At 69.6% G+C, this 21,574-nt stretch carries 22 protein-coding genes and 2 tRNA genes; 12 read left to right on the forward strand and 12 right to left on the reverse strand.

Going from position 1 to position 21,574, the window contains the following annotated elements; all coding sequences use genetic code 11:
• Positions 1 to 383: 383 nt before the first annotated feature.
• Positions 384 to 695: a DUF6274 family protein gene (locus tag ABZ953_RS07800; protein ID WP_361718431.1), complete on the forward strand. Its 312-nt coding sequence runs from the start codon at positions 384 to 386 to the stop codon at positions 693 to 695.
• A 546-nt stretch (positions 696 to 1,241) separates the two neighbouring features.
• Here ABZ953_RS07800 and bldC read toward each other — a convergent pair.
• Positions 1,242 to 1,448 carry a developmental transcriptional regulator BldC gene (bldC, locus tag ABZ953_RS07805; RefSeq protein ID WP_003949541.1) on the reverse strand — a complete coding sequence of 69 codons (207 nt, stop codon included), beginning with the start codon at positions 1,446 to 1,448 and terminating at the stop codon, positions 1,242 to 1,244.
• Between the two features lie 491 nt (positions 1,449 to 1,939).
• Positions 1,940 to 2,782, reverse strand: a complete 843-nt coding sequence (locus ABZ953_RS07810) for a hypothetical protein (RefSeq protein WP_361718434.1) — start codon at positions 2,780 to 2,782, stop codon at positions 1,940 to 1,942.
• A gap of 222 nt (positions 2,783 to 3,004) precedes the next feature.
• On the opposite strand from ABZ953_RS07810, the gene ABZ953_RS07815 reads away from it, so the two are divergent.
• The gene (locus ABZ953_RS07815) at positions 3,005 to 4,081 is read left to right on the forward strand and encodes a Glu/Leu/Phe/Val dehydrogenase dimerization domain-containing protein (RefSeq protein WP_361718437.1); all 1,077 of its coding nucleotides are present in this window, start codon (positions 3,005 to 3,007) and stop codon (positions 4,079 to 4,081) included.
• Positions 4,082 to 4,397: 316 nt separating this feature from the next.
• Positions 4,398 to 4,649: a DUF3073 domain-containing protein gene (locus ABZ953_RS07820; protein WP_055613827.1), complete on the forward strand. Its 252-nt coding sequence runs from the start codon at positions 4,398 to 4,400 to the stop codon at positions 4,647 to 4,649.
• A gap of 129 nt (positions 4,650 to 4,778) precedes the next feature.
• On the opposite strand, the gene purM is transcribed toward ABZ953_RS07820, so the two are convergent.
• Positions 4,779 to 5,852, reverse strand: a complete 1,074-nt coding sequence (gene purM / locus ABZ953_RS07825; RefSeq protein ID WP_361718441.1) for a phosphoribosylformylglycinamidine cyclo-ligase — start codon at positions 5,850 to 5,852, stop codon at positions 4,779 to 4,781.
• A 39-nt stretch (positions 5,853 to 5,891) separates the two neighbouring features.
• Positions 5,892 to 7,418, reverse strand: a complete 1,527-nt coding sequence (gene purF, locus ABZ953_RS07830) for an amidophosphoribosyltransferase (protein ID WP_361718444.1) — start codon at positions 7,416 to 7,418, stop codon at positions 5,892 to 5,894.
• Between the two features lie 195 nt (positions 7,419 to 7,613).
• Here purF and ABZ953_RS07835 point away from each other — a divergent pair, with 195 nt between their 5' ends.
• Together ABZ953_RS07835 and ABZ953_RS07840 are read left to right on the forward strand one after the other, a co-directional pair.
• On the forward strand, positions 7,614 to 7,718 hold the full coding sequence (locus ABZ953_RS07835; protein WP_361718447.1) for a putative leader peptide: 105 nt from the start codon (positions 7,614 to 7,616) through the stop codon (positions 7,716 to 7,718).
• Positions 7,719 to 7,762: 44 nt separating this feature from the next.
• Positions 7,763 to 9,178 (forward strand): sulfatase-like hydrolase/transferase, encoded by a 1,416-nt coding sequence (locus ABZ953_RS07840; RefSeq protein ID WP_361718450.1) that lies wholly within the window; start codon positions 7,763 to 7,765, stop codon positions 9,176 to 9,178.
• A gap of 144 nt (positions 9,179 to 9,322) precedes the next feature.
• Here the strand turns inward: ABZ953_RS07840 and ABZ953_RS07845 are convergent, their stop codons facing one another.
• The 8 genes from ABZ953_RS07845 to purS all read right to left on the reverse strand — a co-directional run bounded on the left by ABZ953_RS07845 (position 9,323) and on the right by purS (position 16,487).
• Positions 9,323 to 10,195, reverse strand: coding sequence for an META domain-containing protein (locus tag ABZ953_RS07845; RefSeq protein ID WP_361718453.1), 873 nt, complete (start codon positions 10,193 to 10,195; stop codon positions 9,323 to 9,325).
• Positions 10,196 to 10,233: 38 nt separating this feature from the next.
• On the reverse strand, positions 10,234 to 11,034 hold the full coding sequence (locus ABZ953_RS07850) for a sterol carrier family protein (protein WP_361718456.1): 801 nt from the start codon (positions 11,032 to 11,034) through the stop codon (positions 10,234 to 10,236).
• 10 nt (positions 11,035 to 11,044) lie between these two features.
• The gene (locus tag ABZ953_RS07855; RefSeq protein ID WP_361718459.1) at positions 11,045 to 11,686 is read right to left on the reverse strand and encodes a helix-turn-helix domain-containing protein; all 642 of its coding nucleotides are present in this window, start codon (positions 11,684 to 11,686) and stop codon (positions 11,045 to 11,047) included.
• Positions 11,687 to 11,721: 35 nt separating this feature from the next.
• On the reverse strand, positions 11,722 to 12,564 hold the full coding sequence (locus ABZ953_RS07860) for a M23 family metallopeptidase (protein ID WP_361718462.1): 843 nt from the start codon (positions 12,562 to 12,564) through the stop codon (positions 11,722 to 11,724).
• Positions 12,565 to 12,644: 80 nt separating this feature from the next.
• Entirely contained in the window at positions 12,645 to 13,151 is a 507-nt protein-coding gene (locus tag ABZ953_RS07865) for a helix-turn-helix domain-containing protein (protein WP_361718465.1), read from the reverse strand.
• 134 nt (positions 13,152 to 13,285) lie between these two features.
• Complete coding sequence (purL, locus tag ABZ953_RS07870) at positions 13,286 to 15,535, reverse strand: phosphoribosylformylglycinamidine synthase subunit PurL (protein WP_361718468.1); 2,250 nt, start codon at positions 15,533 to 15,535, stop codon at positions 13,286 to 13,288.
• Positions 15,532 to 16,212 (reverse strand): phosphoribosylformylglycinamidine synthase subunit PurQ, encoded by a 681-nt coding sequence (gene purQ, locus ABZ953_RS07875; protein WP_361718471.1) that lies wholly within the window; start codon positions 16,210 to 16,212, stop codon positions 15,532 to 15,534. Before purQ ends, purL begins: the two co-directional genes overlap by 4 nt.
• Positions 16,209 to 16,487 carry a phosphoribosylformylglycinamidine synthase subunit PurS gene (purS, locus tag ABZ953_RS07880; protein WP_361718474.1) on the reverse strand — a complete coding sequence of 93 codons (279 nt, stop codon included), beginning with the start codon at positions 16,485 to 16,487 and terminating at the stop codon, positions 16,209 to 16,211. Before purS ends, purQ begins: the two co-directional genes overlap by 4 nt.
• Positions 16,488 to 16,840: 353 nt before the next feature.
• Between purS and ABZ953_RS07885 the strand changes: the two genes are divergently transcribed.
• The 7 genes from ABZ953_RS07885 (at position 16,841) to ABZ953_RS07915 (ending at position 21,558) form a co-directional block, all read left to right on the forward strand.
• Positions 16,841 to 17,158, forward strand: coding sequence for an Lsr2 family protein (locus ABZ953_RS07885; protein ID WP_361718477.1), 318 nt, complete (start codon positions 16,841 to 16,843; stop codon positions 17,156 to 17,158).
• Positions 17,159 to 17,292: 134 nt separating this feature from the next.
• Positions 17,293 to 17,364 (forward strand) — tRNA-Gly (locus ABZ953_RS07890).
• Between the two features lie 79 nt (positions 17,365 to 17,443).
• Positions 17,444 to 17,519: transfer RNA gene (locus ABZ953_RS07895), tRNA-Gly, on the forward strand.
• A 151-nt stretch (positions 17,520 to 17,670) separates the two neighbouring features.
• A complete protein-coding gene (locus ABZ953_RS07900) occupies positions 17,671 to 18,693 on the forward strand; it encodes an ABC transporter ATP-binding protein (RefSeq protein ID WP_361718480.1) in 1,023 nt (340 codons plus the stop codon).
• Positions 18,690 to 19,469, forward strand: a complete 780-nt coding sequence (locus tag ABZ953_RS07905; RefSeq protein WP_361718483.1) for an ABC transporter permease — start codon at positions 18,690 to 18,692, stop codon at positions 19,467 to 19,469. Before ABZ953_RS07900 ends, ABZ953_RS07905 begins: the two co-directional genes overlap by 4 nt.
• A gap of 59 nt (positions 19,470 to 19,528) precedes the next feature.
• Positions 19,529 to 20,953: a histidine kinase gene (locus tag ABZ953_RS07910; RefSeq protein ID WP_361718486.1), complete on the forward strand. Its 1,425-nt coding sequence runs from the start codon at positions 19,529 to 19,531 to the stop codon at positions 20,951 to 20,953.
• Entirely contained in the window at positions 20,950 to 21,558 is a 609-nt protein-coding gene (locus tag ABZ953_RS07915) for a response regulator transcription factor (RefSeq protein ID WP_361718489.1), read from the forward strand. The genes ABZ953_RS07910 and ABZ953_RS07915 overlap by 4 nt, the downstream gene beginning before the upstream one ends.
• Positions 21,559 to 21,574: the final 16 nt, after the last annotated feature.

Here is a 21,574-nt window from a genome sequence, read left to right on the forward strand (position 1 = left end):
GGCACGGGCACGCTCCCCCCAAGACCCCGCCGAGGCGGAGGCCGCGCCCGCGGCGCAGCCGCAATCAGACACAGCAAATCCCGTCAGGACCGCAGTGAGAGAATGGGCCGCACCCCTCGTGGATGCGGCCCATTCCCGCGTTCCGGCACGGGCACGCTCCCCCCAAGACCCCGCCGAGGCGGAGGCCGCGCCCGCGGCGCAGCCGCAATCAGACACAGCAAATCCCGTCAGGACCGCAGTAAAGAAACGGACCGCATCTCTCGATGCGGTCCGTTTCCGCGTTCCGGCCGCGGCCCGTTGTCGTGCCCGCATCTTGACTGCGTCACATTCCACCGGTACCCCGGACAGCAGGGAGCCGCGGGAGGCTCCCCAGGAGGTGACGCATGTCCGCTTCTTCGGCGTCCGCGCGACACGAGACGCGTGCCCTGCTGCGCGCGCACCTCGCGGCGGCCACCAGCTATCGCCATCTGACCCGGCACTGCCCGATCTGCCACCGGCTCCTGAGGCTCGCCCTGGAACCGTCTCAGCCCTCTCAGCCCGCCCAGGGCGAACGCCGGGCGCCCGAGGCCGCCTTCATCGCGGGGAGTGCCGCAGAGGGCGAATCCGGGGGTAAGGCCGGGGGTAAGGCCGGGGGTGAATCCGGCCGCCGCACCGACGGCGAGGGCAGTGAGGACGAAAGTCCCCCCAACGCATGACCAAAGCTGCCGCGCGGGCCGCCCCGCCGGTGGGAGGCTGAGAGTCGAAGGCCTTCGTACGCGGCCGCGACCCCTCTAGCGCAGGGGTGTCGTGCGCAACAAGATTCACGACGTGTGACGGGTGTCACCGAACAAGTTTGAGGAACCCCGGAACTTACACCCTTCCTACAACAGGCCAATTTAATATGTGCAATTGCACTACCTCCCGGCCTGCGTCCAGACCCACCCGCCGGGACATCCACGGGGGCGCCTACGGGGACTTGCCGACGCCCCTCCAGTGACTCCCCAGAGACCAACAGGGGCACTCACGGAGGCTCATGGAAGCGCCCACCAGCGCGTCCTCGGCGCACAAAAAAGATCGCGCTGGACCCGGCGGAGTCCAGCGCGATCGAAACGACGCACCCAGATGTTTCAGGCGTGGCTCCCGTTGGGGCGGGAGCCTTGTCGCGTGTAGCCATATGTCGGACGTACGGCCAGGTTGGGGGACCTGGCAGCGGTGGTGCTCTTCGCCCGGGTTGTGCGAGTTACTGCTGGTAAAGCGGTACTTCAGGCCTCGCTGCGCTGCTGCGGAATACCCGCGAGCAGTGCGCGGACCTCAGCCTCGCGGTAACGGCGGTGTCCGCCGAGCGTGCGAATCGACGTGAGCTTGCCAGCCTTCGCCCAGCGCGTGACCGTCTTGGGGTCGACGCGGAACATCGTGGCGACCTCAGCCGGGGTCAGCAGCGGCTCGGCATCAGGGGTGCGAGCGGTCATGAGCGGCCTCCTCGGGAGAACCGAACCTTCTCGGTTCATTCCTCTAAATTCTGCACCTTGACCCGCGTTGCCCGAAATGGCGGACGCGAGTCGAGTCGGTTATAGGACGAACGGCTTGTCCTCGGCACTACAACTACACCATCCGTCCAGCCGCGTCGGCCAAACCGATGGAATTGCCCTCCCAGGTGTTCATCACCGACGGAAGCCGATGGACCATGCCATAGCGGACAGTCACGCCACAGTGACGATCAGTCACAGAGCGATCAGGAGTCAACAGACCCCCCATAGAGTGCAATGCCGAGCATTCCACCCTTACTTGGGCGGAAGGAGCCCTCCCCGGGCTCCTTGTCCTATTTTGGCATGAGGAGGGGTGATCGGCGCAAGAGGGCAGTAAGTGCGGTCCGTCACGCTTGAGACAAAGGCCCGGATCGGGACCTACGTCCCGGCACAAGGAGACCACGGACCTCAGTAGGCGAACTCAGTCGGCGGACTCAGTTGGCGAACTGGAGGTCCCGGACGGCCCGCCAGCGCCCCACGAGCCTTGCATACGCCTCGCCGGCCGCCTCGCCGTCGCCGTTGCCCAGCGCCTCGATCCCCTCGGCCACGTCCGCCGCCGAGTGATCCTCGTCGAGCTCGTCCGCGGCGATCGCGTGGACGAGCCCGCCGTAGTCGAGCTCGACCAGGGAGCGCGGGTGGAACTCCTCAAGCCACCGGCCCACGTCCATGAGCCCGTCGATGAGCGGCCCTTCGTCCAGCGTCTCCCGCAGCGTCTTGAGGCCGCGTGCGACCCGGCGCCGGGCCTGCACCATCGGAGTGCGGTAGCGAAGGCCCGGCGCACCCCCCTTCTCGCCCCTGTCGTAGCTCCGCTCCTCGTCGGAGACGAGCACGAACCAGTGCAGCGGCACCTGCCAGGTGGACGTACGGATCCAGGGGCGCGCGTCGGGGTTGCGGGCCAGCCACTGTTCGTAGTCCGCGGTCGTCTGGCGGCGCAGCACCGGGGGGAGCACCGCGTCCAGGACCGGTGCGGGCAGCTGTTCGGTCAGCTCCCCCATGGCCTGCCAGCCGCGCAGCCGGGTCCGCCACGGGCAGACGCAGAGCACGCCGTCGACCTCGACCACGAACGCGTCGTCGCTCTCGTGCACCGGCACGGGCACCGGTGGCGTGGGCAGCAAGTCCGCCAGCGAGCGACGGAGTTCGTCCTGGCAGGAGGGGAGGTCCGGGCGGCGGGCGTAGCGGGCCCAGTGGCCGCGCTCGGGCTCGGGGAAGGCGGCCAGCGGCTCGTACACACGCAGGTAGGCCGCATACGGGACCGTCACCGATGACACCTTGGGCACGGCTGCTCTCTCCCCCACGTACCGGCTGGAAAACTCCGCACAGCCTGCCATGGCCGAACTCCGCCGCGCCCTCGCCCGCCCCGGCACTACTCCGGCAGGGGGGTGATCCTCGGCACCGGGCGGTCAAGCACGGTGGACAGCCTTTAGTCTCATGCCCAACGGGCCCCCGCCACCCGTACGGGAGCCCGCCCACCCGCCGCCACTTGACCGGGAGTCACCACAGTGACCGAAGCAGACAACGGCGTCCTGCACACCCTGTTCCACTCGGAGCAGGGGGGCCACGAGCAAGTAGTGCTCTGCCAGGACCGTGCCAGCGGCCTCAAGGCCGTCATCGCCATCCACAGCACCGCCCTGGGCCCCGCCCTCGGCGGCACCCGCTTCTATCCGTACGCGACCGAGGAAGAGGCCGTCGCCGACGTCCTGAACCTGTCGCGCGGGATGTCGTACAAGAACGCCATGGCCGGCCTCGACCACGGCGGCGGCAAGGCCGTGATCATCGGGGACCCGTTCCGGATCAAGAGCGAGGAGCTGCTGCTCGCCTTCGGCCGGTGCGTCGCCTCGCTCGGCGGCCGGTACGTGACGGCCTGCGACGTCGGCACGTACGTGGCGGACATGGACGTGGTGGCCCGCGAGTGCCGCTGGACCACCGGGCGCTCCCCTGAGCACGGCGGCGCGGGGGACTCCTCCGTGCTCACCGCCTTCGGCGTCTTCCAGGGCATGCGCGCCAGCGCCCAGCACCTGTGGGGCGACCCGACGCTGCGCGGCCGCAAGGTCGGCGTCGCGGGCGTGGGCAAGGTCGGCCGCCACCTCGTGGAGCACCTCCTGCGGGACGGCGCCGAGGTCGTGATCACGGATGTCCGCGAGGAGTCGGTGGCCCGGATCGTCCACAAGCACCCCTCGGTGACGGCGGTGGCGGACACCGAGGCGCTGATCCGGACCGAGGGCCTGGACATCTACGCGCCCTGCGCGCTCGGCGGCGCGCTCGACGACGACTCCGTGCGCGTCCTCACCGCGAAGGTGGTGTGCGGCGCGGCCAACAACCAGCTCGCGCACCCGGGCGTGGAGAAGGACCTGGCCGACCGGTCGATCCTGTACGCGCCGGACTACGTGGTGAACGCGGGTGGCGTGATCCAGGTCGCCGACGAGCTGCACGGCTTCGACTTCGACCGGTGCAAGGCGAAGGCGTCGAAGATCTTCGACACCACGTTGGCCATATTCGCTCGCGCAAAGGAGGACGGAATTCCGCCGGCCGCGGCGGCCGACAGGATCGCCGAGCAGCGGATGGCCGACGCGCGCTGAAACCATTTGGAACCTGATGTTCCAGTCGGTCTCGGTGCTTTGGCAGGGCCCCGTCGACGTACACGAGAGAGAAGACTCACCCCCGTCGGCGGGTCGCCCGGCAAGAAGAGGTTAAAATCGCAGTTGACCAGCGAGGACGGGGCTCCTCGCGGGTTCTGCGCCGAGGCGCGTCCTGCGGGCGACGTACCGTATGGCCGCAGGAGCAGGTACCGTGGATGCCCTACGGACCGGTCTCTCCACGGAGAGTCCGTTCCAGATCATGAACGCGTGTCAAGACTCTGGGGCCGTCGAGCCCCGTATCCGAGGGGGTCGAGCCATGGGGCGCGGCCGGGCAAAGGCCAAGCAGACGAAGGTCGCCCGCCAGCTGAAGTACAGCAGCGGCGGGACTGATCTGTCGCGTCTGGCCAATGAGCTGGGCGCTTCGACTTCGCAACAGCCGCCGAATGGCGAGCCGTTCGAGGACGACGACGAGGAAGACGACCCGTACGCCCAGTACGCGGATCTGTATAACGACGACGAGGACGAGGACGACGAGTCCGGTCCGACGTCGCAGCGCCGCGGCGCTTGACCTCGTTGCATACGCAGCATTTGTTGTTTCTGTTGCCTACGCAGTATTCGCAGTTCTCATAGCAACTGCACCTCACCCGGTCCGGGGTGGTCACCACACCGGACCGGGTTTTGTGCTGCCGTTACGGCCTTACTTGGAGTAGTCCCCGATCAGGGCGGCGCCCGTCGCGTGGTCGCCGCGGTCCGTGATCTCGCCCGCGACCCAGGCGTCGACGCCGCGGTCCGCGAGGGTGGTGAGCGCCGCGTCCGCCGACTCCTCGGGGACGATCGCGATCATGCCGACGCCCATGTTCAGCGTCTTCTCCAGCTCAAGGCGCTCGACCTGACCGGCCTTGCCGACCACGTCGAAGACCGCGCCGGGGGTCCACGTCTCGCGGTCGACGATCGCGTGCAGGCCGTCCGGGATGACCCGGGCGAGGTTCGCCGCGAGGCCGCCGCCGGTGATGTGGCTGAAGGCGTGGACGTCCGTGGTGCGGGTGAGCGCCAGGCAGTCCAGGGAGTAGATCTTGGTGGGCTCCAGGAGCTCCTCGCCGAGCGTGCGGCCGAACTCCTCGACCTGCCGGTCCAGGGTCCAGCCCGCGCGGTCGAAGACCACATGCCGGACGAGCGAGTACCCGTTCGAGTGAAGACCGGAGGCCGCCATGGCGATCACCGCGTCACCCTTACGGATGCGATCCGGACCGAGCAGCCGGTCCGCCTCGACCGCGCCCGTGCCGGCGCCCGCGACATCGAAGTCGTCCGGGCCGAGCAGGCCCGGGTGCTCCGCGGTCTCGCCGCCGACGAGGGAGCACCCGGCGAGGACACAGCCCTCGGCGATGCCCTTCACGATCGCGGCGACGCGCTCCGGGTGGACCTTGCCCACGCAGATGTAGTCGGTCATGAAGAGCGGCTCGGCGCCGCAGACGACGATGTCGTCCATGACCATCGCGACGAGGTCGTGGCCGATGGTGTCGTAGACGCCCATCTGGCGGGCGACGTCGACCTTCGTGCCGACGCCGTCGGTCGCGGAGGCGAGCAGGGGGCGCTCGAAACGCTTGAGCGCGGAAGCGTCGAAGAGCCCGGCGAAGCCGCCGAGGCCGCCGAGGCCCGCGACCTCGGGACGCTGGGTCTTCTTGACCCACTCCTTCATCAGCTCGACGGCGCGGTCGCCCGCCTCGATGTCGACGCCCGCGCTTGCGTAGCTGGCACCAGTGGTCTCAGACATGACGGTGAGAACTTTCGTGTCGTACTGCGTGGGGGGGTCTTACGGGCGACGGATCGCGTCGGCCGCTGCCGTGGCCGCCGGTCCTGCGGCCAGCTCCGTCTCCAGGAGCTGCTTGCCGAGCAGTTCGGGGTCGGGCAGGTCCATCGGGTACACGCCGTCGAAGCAGGCGCGGCAGAGGTCCGGCTTGTCGATGGTGGTGGCCTCGATCATGCCGTCGATGGAGATGTACGAGAGGGAGTCGGCGCCCATGGAGGTGGCGATCTCGTCGATCGTCATTCCGTTGGCGATGAGCTCCGCGCGGGTCGCGAAGTCGATGCCGAAGAAGCAGGGCCACTTCACGGGCGGGGACGAGATCCGGATGTGGATCTCGGCCGCGCCGGCCTCGCGGAGCATCTTGACCAGGGCGCGCTGGGTGTTGCCGCGGACGATCGAGTCGTCGACGACCACCAGGCGCTTGCCCTTGATGACTTCCTTGAGGGGGTTCAGCTTGAGACGGATGCCGAGCTGGCGGATCGTCTGCGAGGGCTGGATGAAGGTCCGGCCGACGTAGGCGTTCTTGACCAGGCCGACGCCGAAGGGGATGCCGGAGGCTTCCGCGTAACCGACCGCGGCGGGGGTTCCGGACTCCGGGGTCGCTATGACGAGGTCGGCCTCGGCGGGAGCTTCCTCCGCGAGTTTGCGGCCCATCTCGACGCGCGAGAGGTAGACGTTCCGGCCCGCGATGTCCGTGTCGGGGCGCGCCAGATACACGTACTCGAAGACACAGCCCTTGGGCTTCGCTTCCGCGAATCGGGACGTTCGCAGTCCGTTCTCGTCGATCGCGATGAACTCGCCGGGCTCGACCTCGCGCACGAAGCTCGCCCCGCAGATGTCGAGCGCGGCGGACTCCGACGCCACGACCCAGCCGCGCTCCAGGCGGCCGAGGACCAGCGGGCGGATGCCCTGCGGGTCACGGGCCGCGTACAGCGTGTGCTCGTTCATGAAGACGAGGGAGAAGGCGCCCTGCACCTCGGGGAGGACCTTCGTGGCCGCTTCCTCGATGGTCAGCGGCTTGCCGTCGTCGTCCACCTGGCCCGCGAGGAGAGCCGTCACCAGGTCGGTGTCGTTGGTCGCCGCGACCTGGGTCGCGCGGCCGTTCTCCTTGGGCAGCGCGGCGACCAGCTCGGCGAGCTGGGCCGTGTTGACGAGGTTGCCGTTGTGCCCGAGCGCGATGGAGCCGTGCGCGGTGGCACGGAACGTCGGCTGGGCGTTCTCCCATACGGAGGCCCCGGTGGTCGAGTAGCGGGCGTGACCGACCGCGATATGACCCGTGAGCGAGCTGAGAGAGGTTTCGTCGAAGACCTGGGAAACGAGGCCCATGTCCTTGAAGACGAGGATCTGGGAGCCGTTGCTGACCGCGATACCCGCGGATTCCTGGCCCCGATGCTGGAGGGCGTAGAGCCCGAAGTACGTGAGCTTTGCGACCTCTTCGCCCGGAGCCCAGACACCGAAGACGCCACAAGCGTCCTGGGGGCCTTTCTCGCCGGGGAGCAGATCGTGATTGAGTCGACCGTCACCACGTGGCACGTCATCGAGTGTAGGCGAGATCGACCACTGGTCCGAATTGGGGATACGGGCCCCGCACGGAGCGTAATCGCGCTTCCGCCGCGTGACGGCGCGTACCGGGCTCGTGCGCGGGAGTACGAAGCCCGTGTGAACCCGTGTGAACAAGTGCGCCGGAACGTTGACGGGGGTGGCCGAGCCCCGTGAAGCTCCTGGTCCATGCCCCTGCAGCCCCCCGATGACCCGACGGTCGTCGTCCTTGTGGAGCGCCGCCACGTCGACCTGGTCCGTGTCGCGAGCGCGATCTGTCGCAGCGCTGCCTGAACTCAGCCGCCTCTTTTCCCACTCCGGTTCTCAGGAGCGCCGCCATGTCCCCGTACGACCAGTCCGCGCTGTCCCGACGTGCCTTCGGCGGTGCGGTGGGTGCCGGTGCCGCCGCCGCGGTGGGTCTGCCCGCCGCGGCCGAAGCCCGCGAACGGCCCTTCCGCGCCGCCCCGCAGCGCCGCGCCAAGCGGCCCAACATCCTCTTCATCCTCGGCGACGACCTCGGCTGGGCGGATCTCTCCTCCTACGGATCGCCGCACATCAAAACCCCGAACCTGGACCGCCTCGCGCGCCAGGGCGTGCGGTTCACCGACGCCTACTCCGGCTCCGCGACCTGCTCGCCGACCCGCTTCAGCCTCTACACGGGGCGCTTCCCCGGGCGTACGGAGGGCGGGCTCGCGGAGCCGATCGCGGACAAGTCCGCGGGCCTCGCCCCCACCCATCCGACGCTGGCCTCGCTGCTGCGGGACGCTGGGTACGCGACCGCGCTGATCGGCAAGTGGCACTGCGGCTACCTGCCGGACTACTCGCCGACCAAGTCGGGCTGGGACGAGTTCTTCGGGAACTTCGGCGGCGCTCTCGAGTACTACTCGAAGCTGGGACTCGCCGGGGAGTACGACCTCTACGAAGGCGCGGTCCGCGAGGGCGACGCCGAGTACAAGGACCTGCGCTACTACACACGCATCCTGACCGAGCGGGCGAGCGCGTACGTCCGGCGGGACCACGGCGACCAGCCGTGGCTGCTCAATCTGAACTTCACCACCCCGCACTGGCCGTGGATAGCGGACGGCGACACCGAGGAGAGCGCCGAGATCGTACGGAGGATCAAGGCGGGCGGTAAGGGCGCGCTACAGCACCGGGACGGCGGCTCCGTCGAGAAGTACACGGAGATGGTCGAGGACTTGGACCGGTCCGTCGGTGAGGTGCTCAAGGCGCTGAAGAAGTCCGGTCAGGAGCGGGACACCCTCGTGTTCTTCGCGTCCGACAACGGCGGCGAGCGCTTCTCCTACAACTGGCCCCTGTCGGGCAACAAGGCCTCGCTCCAGGAGGGCGGCATCCGCGTGCCGACCATCGTGCGCTGGCCCGCGCGGCTCGACGGCGGGCAGGTCAGCCACGAGCCCGTCTTCACGCCGGACTGGACGGCGACCCTCCTGGAGATCGGCGGGGCCCGGCCGGACCGGGCGTATCCGCTGGACGGGACCAGCCTCGCGCCCTACCTCCTGAAGGGCGAGGAGCTCGCGGAGCGTGAGCTGTTCTGGCGGGTGCGCGGGGAGCGGGCGCTGCGGCGCGGGGAGTGGAAGTACTACCGGGGCAAGGGCGGCAAGGACCAGCTCTTCCACCTCGCGGTGGACCAGCGGGAGCAGGCCGACCGGGCGCAGGGCGAGCCGGGGCTGCTCGCGGAGCTGCGGGCGGCGTGGGAGCGGACGGACAAGGGGCTGCTGCCGTATCCGGCTGCCTGAACCGGCTGTCTGCATCGGCTGCCTGAACCGGCTGTCCGAATCGGCTGCCTGAACTGAGCCTTGCTCGCGGTCGAGGGCGGGCGGCGGCGTTCCTCCTGAGGTCCTGCCGCCGTACCGCTGCTTCTGCTTCTGCTTCTGCTTCTGCTACTTCTGCTTCTGCTCCGCGTCCTTCCGGTCGGCACTCGCGCTGATCACGGTGCCGTCGGCGGCGGTGAGCTTCAGCGTGTCCTTCGCCAGCTCGTAACGCGCCTTGCCGTCGAAGAGCTTGAGCAGCTTGCGCTCGGTCGTCATCGCGTCGCCCGGACACATCTTGCGGGTGGTCGTCGGCGCCCCGAAGGTGATCCGGCCGTCGGCGGCCTCGGCCTTGGCCGTGACGTCGTTGCAGCCGAGGTTGCCGCGCACCTTGCCGTCGGCGAAGGTGAGGTGGGCCTTGCCCTCCAGGGCCTTCGGCAGCGGCGCGGCGGCGGTCCGCCCGTCGCCGACGGCGCTCACCGTCCACTTGGTGCCGGTGAACGGGGCGGCGGGCTCCGCGGGCTGCGAGGTGAAGTCCACGCGGTCTCCCTTGGCCGTGGTGAGGGTCATGCGGTCGCCGTCGACCTTCGCGGTGAACTCGCCCTCGCCGAGGGCGCGTACGAGCTGCTTCTCGAAGTCCATGCGGCCCTCGTCCGTGCAGGCCCGCTTCGTCATCAGCGGCTTGCCGAAGTCGAGGGTGTCGCCCTTGACCGACACGTCGGAGCCCACGTGGTTGCAGCCGTAGCTGCCGCCGGCCCGCCCGTCTTTGCCGATCTTGAGGTAGGCGCCCTCCGGGGCCGCGTGTTTCCTGCCGCCCGCGGTGAGGCTCTCGACCTGCCACCGGACGCCGGTGACGCGCGGTCCATCTCCTGCGGAGCCGCCGGAATCGCCTTCGGAGCCGGTCCCGGACTCGGTGCCGCATGCGGTGAGCAGCAGCCCGGCAGAGGCCAGCGCGGTCAGGGTGAGGGTCAGACGCTGCGTGTGCATGACGATGTGACGGGACAAGTGGGGGTCCCGGTTCCCTCACCGTCCGGCGCGGCGGCTCACCCCATGATCGGCAGCAGCCCCGACAGGTCCGCCCGCTCCCCGCTCGCGCTGACCCGCGCCGCGTCGAGCGCCGCCGCCCAGTCCTGCCGCCCGGTCGCGAGGCGGATCCAGGTGAGCGGGTCGGTCTCGACGACGTTGGGCGGGGTGCCGCGGGTGTGCCGGGGCCCCTCCACGCACTGCACGACCGCGTACGGCGGGACGCGCACCTCGGTCGACGCGCCCGGCGCCTTCACCGCGAGGGCGTCCGCGAGCAGCCGGGTGCAGGCGGCGAGCGCCTGCCGGTCGTACGGGACGTCGAGACCCGGCACCGCGTCGTTCAGGTCGTCGGTGTGGACGATGAGTTCGACGGTGCGGGTGACCAGGAAGTCGCCGAGGGTCATGGCGCCGAAGCGGGACGGCACGAGGCGCGTGTCCGGCGCGGCGGCCAGGGACTCCTCGATGCCGGTGAGCGTGCGCGTGAACAGCTCGTCGAGGTCCGCGCCCGCCGTCTCGGCGACGGCCCGGGTGTCCTCGTCGACCTGCGCGGCCGCCGTGGCGGTCGCGAACGGCCACTCCATGAGCGGCACTTCGTGCTTGGCCGGTTCCGGCAGGCCGAGGTAGCGGTGGACGGTGCCGAGGACCATCGCGAGGTGGGCCGCCAGTTCGTGCACGGTCCAGTCCCCGAGCCGGGTCGGGCGGGCGAGCTGCTCGGGGGTGAGGGTGCGCACCGCCTCGCGCACGTTGCCGAACTGGGCGAGCACGGCGGTACGGATCTTGACCGAATCGTACGAGCGCAAGCGCTTCTTGGCCGGAGGCATGGTCCCGAGCCTAAGCGCTTCCCGGATACCCCTGTAGTCCCTTTTCGACCAGGTCGAAGGCGCGCTCGGCGAGGGCCGCGCAGTCGCCAGCGATGTCCTCGGCGCGGTCCCCGGCAAGGAGCCTACGGTGGTTCTCCAGGATCACCGCGTCCCGCGCCGCGACGAGCTGGTGAGCGGCGACGCCCGCGAGCAGCCGGTCGCCCGTCTCCTCGGTGAGGACTTCGGTGAGGAGCTCAATGCCGCGCATCTGGAAGAGCAGGATGCGGCGCGTCAACGCGGGCGTATCGCTGATGAGTTGGCGCATCTGAAGCAGGCGCGGGTCGTCGGAGAGGCCGATCGAGGGGTCGCGCTCGTCGACCTTGGCGAGGAACTGGCGGCGCACCGCGACGACCGCGGACTCCCCCGGCGCGCGTCCGCGTACCGCGTCGGCGGCGTCGGAGGCGTGGTCCTCCATCGGGCGGAGGAGCACGTCCTCCTTGGTGCCGAAGTAGTTGAAGACCGTCATCTTCGAGACGTCGGCGGCTGCGGCGATCTCGGCGACGGAGACCTTGTCGTAGCCGCGCTCCAGGAACAGGTCGAGCGCGCTCCGCCAGATCCGCATCGCGGTCTGCCGCTTTTTGCGCTCACGCAGCCCCAGAGTCTCCTCAGCCATGCCCGTACTGTACCAGGATGAATTTTTATCCCAGATTAAATATTTACTGAGTCGACATTTACTGAGTCTACGGTGAACCGTTCGCCGTTCGCGGGCACGCCGATCCCGCGCCAGGTGAAGGGCACGCCCCGCGCCGAGTCCAGGTCGGGCCCGTCCGTCAGCTGGAAGTGCACGTGCGGCTCGGTGGAGTTGCCGGAGTTACCGCACTGGCCGATCACCTGGCCGACGGAGACCTTGTCCCCGGCGCGGACCGTCAGGGAGCCGTGGCGGACGTGCGCGTATGTGGCGTACGTTCCCCCGCCGAGGTCGAGGGTGACGTGGTTGCCGACGATCCGGCGGGCCCCGCCGAGCGTCCTGCCGACGCCCTCGACCAGCCAGAAGTACAGGACCCCGACGAGGGAGCTGCGGCTGAGGTGATCGCGCTGGCCGTCATCGACGTGCACGACGGTGGCGTCGGCGACCGCGTACAGCGGCTCCCCGAAGGCGGGGTACGCCTCACCGCGCCGGGCGATGGGCCAGAACCACACGGGCTTGGGGCGCGTGCGCCCTTCCGGCTCGGCCGTGATGTCGATGGCGTAGGTCTGCCCCATGTAGTGCGTGCCGTGGCTCGGCACCTTGTCGGCGGGGCTGTTGAGCGCGGACCAGCGGCCGGCGACCGGGGGCTCGACCTCGACCGGAGTGGGCGGATCCGCCTGGATCTGGCGGCGTGCGGAGCGGGACATCGACGTACTGATGACGATCGCCCCGACCGCGGGAAGCCAGCTCAGCCAGTAGTTGTACGGCAGGCCCCAGAACTGCCTGACGACGAACTGGGCGAAGAAGACCACCCACAGCACTCGATGGGCCACAGCGGCGAACTTGCGCAGACCTACGGACATCGCTTCCCCCTCATACATGCTCATACATACGGGAACTCATACATACGGGAACTCATACAGAAAACTTGCGTGCAGAACGGTCAGGTCACGGGGCGCGCGGCCGTGAGCACCACGAGCAGCGGCACCACCCGCCCGGCAGGGACCTCGTACCGACCGCGCTCCGTGGTGTGCAGCCAGCCCGCGCCGGTCAGTTGGCGCAGGTGGTGGTAGATCTGGCCGGTCGTGCCGACGTCGTCGAGCGCGGCCAGTTCGGCGGCGGTGCGCAGACCGCCGACGATCTCCCGCAGCAGCCGCAGCCGTACGGGATGGCCGAGCGCGGCGAACGACTCGGCCGTCTCCGACCAGTCGTCCTCGAAGACCGTCTCGGTCAGCAGGCCGTACTGCCACTCGTACCGATGCCCGGTGGGCACCCGCACCGCGCCGGTGAACAGGACGGCGCCGTCCGCGTCCTCCGTCACCGGGTGCCGCGCCTTCAGTGCGTCGAGGGCCCAGAAGTCGCCCTCTCCCACGGGGGGCGCGGCCGGGCCCGCGCTCTCCAGCTCCGCCATGCGCCGTTCCAGCTCGGCGACGCGCTCTTCGAGATTCACAGCTACGACGTTACGTAATTACGTAATTTCTCGCAACCCCTGACCCCTATCGCCCCCCAAGATCCGGGAACGCCGAAGCCCCCGCCCGGACCAGGTCCGAACGGGGGCTTCAGGGAGAAGCAGCGAGACATCCCTCAGGCGAAGAGCCCCGGGATCGTCGCCTCGTGCGCCGCGCGCAGCTCGCTCAGCGGCAGCGTGAACTCGCCCTGCACCTCGACCGCGTCGCCGTCGACGACACCGATGCGCGTGACGGGCAGACCCCGCGCCCCGCACATGTCGGTGAAGCGCAGCTCCTCGCTCCGCGGCACCGAGACGACCGCGCGCCCCGCCGACTCGGAGAAGAGGAAGGTGAACGCGTCGAGGCCGTCCGGCACGACGAGCCGCGCACCCGTCCCACCGCGCAGGCAGGACTCGGTGACGGCCTGCACGAGACCGCCGTCGGACAGGTCGTGCGCGGCGTCGATCATGCCGTCGCGCGAGGCCGAGATGAGGATGTCGGCGAGCAGCTTCTCGCGCGCCAGGTCGACCTTGGGCGGCAGGCCGCCGAGGTGCCCGTGGACCACCTGCGACCAGGCCGAACCGCCGAACTCCTGGTGCGTCTCGCCGAGCAGGTAGAGGAGCTGGCCCTCTTCCTTGAAGGCGATCGGCGTACGGCGTGCGACGTCGTCGATCACACCGAGGACCGCGACGACCGGCGTCGGGTGGATCGCCGCCTCGCCCGTCTGGTTGTAGAGCGAGACGTTGCCGCCGGTGACCGGGGTGCCCAGCTCCAGGCAGCCGTCCGCGAGGCCGCGGACGGCCTCGGCGAACTGCCACATGACGTCCGGGTCCTCGGGCGAACCGAAGTTCAGGCAGTCCGAGATCGCGAGCGGCTTGGCGCCGGAGGCGGCGACGTTGCGGTACGACTCGGCGAGCGCGAGCTGCGCGCCCGTGTACGGGTCGAGCTTCGCGAACCGGCCGTTGCCGTCGGTGGCGATGGCGACGCCGAGGCCCGTCTCCTCGTTGATCCGGATCATCCCGGCGTCCTCGGGCTGCGCGAGCACGGTGTTGCCCTGCACGAAACGGTCGTACTGGTCGGTGACCCAGGACTTCGCGGCCTGGTTCGGGGCGGCGACCAGCTTCAGGACCTGCTCGCGCAGCTCGTCCGCGTTCGCCGGGCGGGCCAGCTTGCCCGCGTCGTCGGCCTGGAGGGCGTCCTGCCAGGACGGGCGGGCGTACGGCCGGTCGTAAACCGGGCCGTCGTGCGCGACCGTGCGCGGGTCGACGTCGACGATCTTCTCGCCGTGCCAGAAGATCTCCAGGCGGTCGCCGTCCGTCACCTCACCCACGACGGTGGCGATGACGTCCCACTTCTCGCAGATCTCCAGGAAGCGGTCGACCTTGGACGGCTCGACCACGGCGCACATGCGTTCCTGCGACTCACTCATGAGGATCTCCTCAGGGGTGAGCGTGGAGTCGCGCAGCGGCACGTCGTCCAGCTCGACGCGCATACCGCCCGAGCCGTTGGACGCCAACTCGCTGGTGGCGCAGGAGAGTCCGGCCGCGCCGAGGTCCTGGATGCCGACGACGAGCTTCTCGGCGAAGGCCTCCAGGGTGCACTCGATGAGGAGCTTCTCCTGGAAGGGGTCGCCGACCTGCACGGCAGGGCGCTTCGATGGCTTCGTGTCGTCGAAGGTCTCACTCGCCAGGATGGAGGCGCCGCCGATGCCGTCGCCGCCGGTGCGGGCCCCGTACAGGATGACCTTGTTGCCGGAGCCCGACGCCTTCGCCAGGTGGATGTCCTCGTGTCGCATCACGCCGATGGCACCGGCGTTGACCAGCGGGTTGCCCTGGTAGCAGGCGTCGAAGACGAGCTCGCCGCCGATGTTGGGCAGGCCCAGGCAGTTGCCGTAGCCGCCGATGCCAGCGACGACGCCGGGGAGCACGCGCTTGGTGTCGGGGTGGTGGGCGTCGCCCATCCGCAGCGGGTCCACGACCGCGACCGGGCGGGCGCCCATCGCGATGATGTCGCGGACGATGCCGCCGACGCCGGTGGCCGCGCCCTGGTAGGGCTCGACGTAGGAGGGGTGGTTGTGCGACTCGACCTTGAAGGTGACCGCGTAGCCCTGGCCGACGTCGACGACTCCGGCGTTCTCGCCGATGCCGACGAGCATCGCGTCGTTTTCGGGGACCTTCTCGCCGAACTGCTTCAGGTGGCGCTTGCTGCTCTTGTACGAGCAGTGCTCGGACCACATGACGGAGTACATGGCGAGCTCGGCGCCGGTCGGGCGGCGGCCGAGGATCTCGTGGACCCGCTCGTACTCGTCTTCCTTCAGGCCCAGTTCGGCCCAGGGCAGCTTGACGTCGGGGGTCTCAGCCGCGTGCTTGACGGTGTCCAGAGTCATGCGTTGACCAGCTTCTTCAGGATCGAGGTGAAGAATCCGAGGCCGTCCGTGCGGCCGGTCCCGACCAGCGGCTCGACCGCGTGCTCGGGGTGCGGCATGAGGCCGACGACGTTGCCCGCCTCGTTGGTGATGCCGGCGATGTCACGGAGGGAACCGTTGGGGTTCACGTCGAGGTAGCGGAAGGCGACGCGGCCCTCGGCCTCCAGCATGTCCAGGGTCCGCTCGTCCGCGGTGTACTGCCCGTCGATGTTCTTGAGCGGGACCGAGATCTCCTGCCCCGCCGTGTAGTCGGCGGTCCAGGCGGTCTCCGCGTTCTCGACGCGCAGCTTCTGGTCGCGGCAGATGAAGTGCAGGTGGTCGTTGCGCAGCATCGCGCCGGGCAGGAGGTGCGTCTCGGTGAGCACCTGGAAGCCGTTGCAGATGCCGAGCACCGGCATTCCGGCCTTCGCCTGCTCGATGACGGACTCCATCACCGGGGAGAAACGCGAGATGGCGCCGGCTCGCAGATAGTCGCCGTACGAGAACCCGCCGGGCAGCACCACGGCGTCGACCTGCTGGAGGTCCTTGTTCTTGTGCCACAGCGGCACGGCTTCGGCGCCTGCGACGCGGACGGCGCGCTGGGTGTCGCGGTCGTCGAGGGTTCCGGGGAAAGTGACGACTCCAATTCGAGCAGTCACTTCGCGGCCTCCTCGGCCTTCTGCGGCTGGTCTTCTTCGACCTTTACGACGAAGTCCTCGATCACGGTGTTGGCGAGGAAGGTTTCCGCCAACTCGTTGATACGGGCGAGGGCGGCGTCATCGACGGGCCCCGCCACCTCGAGTTCGAAGCGCTTTCCCTGACGTACGTCGGAGATGCCCTGAAAACCGAGGCGCGGCAGTGCACGCTGCACCGCCTGGCCCTGGGGGTCGAGGATCTCCGGCTTGAGCATGACGTCGACTACGACGCGTGCCACTGGCACTCCCGGTGGTGTGGTGCTGGCGTGTGCTGCTTGCGAGGTGCTGAGCAGGTTCCTTCAGACTACCGGCACAAAAATTCTACTCGCGTAGATTCGTAGCAACCTACGAGATGACGGTCACGTTCCGGTACCCAAACAGGTTTCGAACCGGGAATCTTCACGATGAATCCATGAAAGATCACACATCGTCATTGAAGCCTGACACGCGGAGGTATTAGGACAGGCTTCACAATGCATTGCCGGGCACTGTACAAAGGAAATGGCAATAGTCGATACTTTGCCCAAAACATCCGTGCAGTCGGCATCACCGCATGTCAACGCGGTAGAGCCGCGCGAAGGGACCGATATTCGTGGCGCAACGTGTCGTGGTCACTCTCTTTGACGACATCGACGGCGGGGAAGCGGCGGAAACGGTCGCGTTCGGTCTTGACGGCGCGTCGTACGAGATCGACCTCAGTCAAACCAATGCAAAGAAACTGCGCACGGCGCTGGCTCCGTACCTGGAGGCGGCCCGCAAGCACGCCAGGTCCGGGGTGGCCTTCCGGCACACCGCGGTCTCCCCCGACCCGTCGGCGGTCCGCGCCTGGGCACGCTCGCACCAGATGAACGTGCCGCCCCGCGGCCGCATCCCCAAGAAGGTCTACGAGGCCTTCGAAGCGGCGAACTGACGCGCCGACCGACCTCGCGAACCACCCGGTCCCGGCCCCTCGCGGCAACCGACTTGCGCTGCACCCCTCCCGGTCAGCTAAAGTTCGGAGCACGCCGAGGGGCGAGGCCGAGAGGCCGGACCTCACGGAGTCATGCGGGTGTAGTTCAGTAGTAGAACATCCCCCTTCCAGGGGGAAGGCGCAGTGTGCAATTCCTGTCACCCGCTCTGCATCGCTCACGGACCGGTCACCCGGTTGCGGTAAGCTGATGCACGCGCCGATCAGTGAGAGCCGGTCGGAGGCAATGCGAACGTAGCTCAGTTGGTAGAGCGCAACCTTGCCAAGGTTGAGGTCGCGAGTTCGAACCTCGTCGTTCGCTCCAGATGAAAGGCCCCGGTCGATTCGACCGGGGCCTTCTTCATGTGCCGGGCTTTTTTCATGTGCCGGGGCAGCCGGTCACCGCTGACATTTGTCATGCGGGCCGGTGACAGCGCGCACTGCCGACGGCGTCCCGGCCGGGGGACGCTCGAAGCATGACTGACCAAGTGATCGACGTGACCGATCTACGGCGCGTGTACGGGGGCGGTTTCGAGGCGGTACGGGGGATCTCCTTCTCCGTGAGGCAGGGCGAGCTGTTCGCGCTGCTCGGCACGAACGGGGCCGGGAAGACGTCCACCGTCGAAGTCCTCGAAGGGCTCGCGGCACCGGCCGACGGACGTGTGCGGGTGCTCGGGCACGACCCGTACACCGAACGGGCCGCCGTGCGGCCGCGCATCGGCGTCATGCTCCAGGAAGGCGGATTCCCCACCGAGTTGACCGTCGCGGAGACCGTACGGATGTGGGCGGGCTGCACCAGCGGCGCCCGGCCCACGGCGGAGGCCCTGGAGATCGTCGGGCTCGGCAAACGATCCGGCGTCCGCGTGAAGCAGCTCTCCGGCGGCGAGAAGCGGCGGCTCGACCTCGCGCTCGCCCTCATCGGCCGCCCCGAGGTGCTCTTCCTCGACGAACCCACCACCGGACTCGACGCCGAAGGGCGCCGCGAGACCTGGGAGTTGGTCCAGAAACTGCGCGACAACGGCACCACCGTCCTGCTCACCACGCACTACCTCGAAGAGGCCGAGGCGCTCGCCGACCGGCTCGCGATCCTCCACGAAGGACGGATCGCCGCCGAGGGCCGCGTCGCCGACGTGGTGGCCGCACAGCCCTCGCACGTCTCCTTCGAACTGCCCGACGGGTACTTCCCGGGCGACCTGCCGCCGCTCGCCGCACTCGGCGTGACCGGGCACGAGGTCGCCGGGCGCCGGATCCGGCTGCGTACGAACGAACTGCAGCGGACCGCCACGGAACTGCTGCTCTGGGCCAGGGAGTCCCGGGTCGAACTGGTCGGGCTCGATGTGCGGGCCGCCTCGCTGGAAGAGGCGTTCCTGCGGATCGCCCGCGACGCGGAGAACGGAACGGGCGGACGCGGAACGGGCGGACGCGGAACGGGCGGGCACGGAACGGGCGGGCACTCCGCGGGGCGTCCCGCGCGGCAGCAGAAGGAGAAAGCAGCATGAGCACGGTGACCGTGACGACCCCCGCACGGCGCATGCAGGCGCTCGCGCGCGCCGAGATGACGCTGCTCGGGCGGAACAAGGGAACGCTCTTCGCGGCACTGTTCGTGCCGCTGGTGATCCCGTTCTCCACGCAGCAGGCCGCCAAGGACATGGACCTCGAAGGCACCGGGCTCGACGTGGGCTCCGTCGTGCTGCCGAGCGCCCTGGGCTTCTCGCTGCTCTTCGCCGTGTACTCCTCGCTGACCGCCGTCTACACGGCACGGCGCGACGAGCTCGTACTCAAGCGGCTGCGCACCGGCGAGCTGCGGGACCCCGAGATCCTGACGGGCGCCGCGCTGCCCTCGGTCGTCATCGCGGCCGTGCAGTGCCTGGTCCTCGCCGCGGGCTGCGTGGCGCTCCTCGACGCCGGGGCCCCGAGCCGGCCCGACCTCGTCGTGCTCGGTCTCGCCGCGGGCCTTGTGATGTTCGCCGCGCTTGCGGCCGTCACGGGCAGCTTCAGCAGGTCCACCGAGTCCGCGCAGGTCATGAGCATGCCGCTGGTCTTCGTGTCGATGATCGGCTCCGGGCTCTTCGTCCCGCTCGAAGTGATGCCCGACAAGATCGCGTCGGCCTGCGAGCTGCTGCCCATGTCGCCCGTCATCGAGCTGCTCCGCGGCGGCTGGGCGGGCAGCCTCTCGGCTGGCGAGGCGCTCGGCGCCGTCACCACCGCGGTGGCCTGGACCGTGCTCGCGGTGTTTGCTGTACGGCGGTGGTTCCGCTGGGAACCCCGGCACTGAGGTGAGCACCTCGCCAGTGAGGAAACTGCGGTGAGCACCTCGCCAGTGAGGAAACTGAATTGAGCACCTCGGCAGTGAGGGAGGCGACGGACGTGGTCGGCCGGATTCGGGCCTGGCAGCGCGGCTGGCACGGGCTCAGCAAGATCGAGAAGGTGGAGCTGCAGTCCACGGCCACCTGGCACGCGCTGCCGTGGATCTTCTTCCTCAGCTGGGTCTCGCTGCCGCTCGGCCTGAGCCTGCGCCACGACGCCGACCCCGCCCCGCGGCTCTTCTGCTGGACGCTGATCGCGGTGGCCGCCGCCCAGTGCCTACAGGCCAACGGCTCGCTGCGCCGGTCGCTCGACCACTACCTGCGGCGCGGTCCCCTGCCGCGCCACGACCTCGTCGTGTCGGGCGTCCTCATGAGCGTCGCGACGGGGCTCGCCGCAGGCCTGCTGGCCGTGGACGGCATGCCCGCAGGGATGCTGGGCCTCACCGCCCTGTTCATGGCGATGCCGTTCGCCCAGTCGCTCTCCTTCTCCCTCCCCGTCCGGGGCTACCTGGCCCGCATGGCGCTGGTCATCGCCGTGTCCGTCATCGCCTTCGCCCTCGCCGGAGCACGCGGCAACCAGCTCGTCGCGATCGGCGTCGTCATGGCCTTCTCGTCCGTCATGGCGCTGATCTCCTCGCGCTGCGGCGCCTGGACGCTCTCCGTGATGTGGGAGGCCGACCGGGCCCGCGAGGTCGAGGCGCGGCTCGCGGTCGCCGAGGAGCGGCTGCGGTTCGGGCGTGACCTGCACGACGTGATGGGGCGCAACCTCGCCGTCATCGCGCTCAAGAGCGAACTCGCGGTGCAGCTCGCGCGCCGGGAACGGCCGGAGGCCGTGGATCAGATGGTCGAGGTGCAGCGGATCGCGCAGGAGTCGCAACGGGAGGTCCGTGAGGTCGTACGGGGCTATCGCGAGGTCGACCTCAAGGTAGAACTCGCCGGTGCGCAGGGCGTGTTGGAGGCAGCCGGGATCGCGTACCGGGTCACCGGGGACGCAGTGGCGCTGCCCGCCTCCGTGCAGTCGGCGCTCGGGTGGGTCGTGCGGGAGGCGGCGACGAACGTGCTGCGGCACGGGGACGCGGGGCGGTGCGACATCGCTCTCGCGGTGAGTGAGGGGCGGGTGACGTTGACGGTGGAGAACGACGGGGTGCCGGAGGTGGCGCCCGCGGGGCGGGGCTCCGGGCTCGCCGGGCTACGGGAACGGCTCGCCGCGGTGGGCGGGACGCTGGACTTCGCGTCCGGGGCCGGGGTCTTCCGGCTCGCCGTGCAGGTGCCGCTGCCGCCTTCGCAGGGGCCTTCGCGGGGCGGGGGGCCGTCCGGGCGGCAGGGGGAACGGGCAGGTCAGGGGGAACGGGCAGGTCAGGGCGAACGCGCAGATCAGGGGGAACGGGCAGATCAGGGCGAACGCGCAGATCAGGGGCAGGATCCGGAGTGGAAGCGGGGGGCGGCGGCGTGAGCCTTCGTGTGTTGCTGGCCGACGACGAACACCTCATCCGGGGTGCGCTCGCCGCGCTCCTCGCCCTGGAGGACGACCTGGTGGTGGTCGCCGAGGCCGCGACGGGCCCCGAGGCGCTCGCCATGGCGCGGGCCCACCGGCCCGACGTCGCCGTGCTCGATCTGCAGATGCCGGGCGCCGACGGTGTGAGTGTGGCCACAACCCTGCGCGACGAACTCCCGCACTGCCGGACCATGATCGTGACGAGCCACGGCAGACCGGGACATCTCAAGAGGGCCCTCGCGGTGGGCGTGCGCGGCTTCGTGCCGAAGACCGTGAGCGCCCAGCGGCTCGCCGAGATCATCCGGACCGTGCACGCCGGAAACCGTTACGTCGACCCGGAGTTGGCCGCCGACGCGATCTCCGCCGGGGACTCGCCGCTGACCGCGCGGGAGGCCGAGGTGCTCGAACTCGCCGCCGACGGCGCACCCGTCTCGGAGATCGCCGGGCGCGCCGCGCTGTCCCAGGGAACCGTCCGCAACTACCTCTCCTCGGCGGTCACCAAGATCGGGGCGGAGAACCGTCACGCGGCGGTGCGTCTCGCACGCGAGCGAGGATGGGTATAGTTGTCCTCGCGCTACG

The sequence above is a fragment of the Streptomyces sp. NPDC046465 genome (genome assembly GCF_040646035.1).
Classification (GTDB): Bacteria; Actinomycetota; Actinomycetes; order Streptomycetales; family Streptomycetaceae; genus Streptomyces.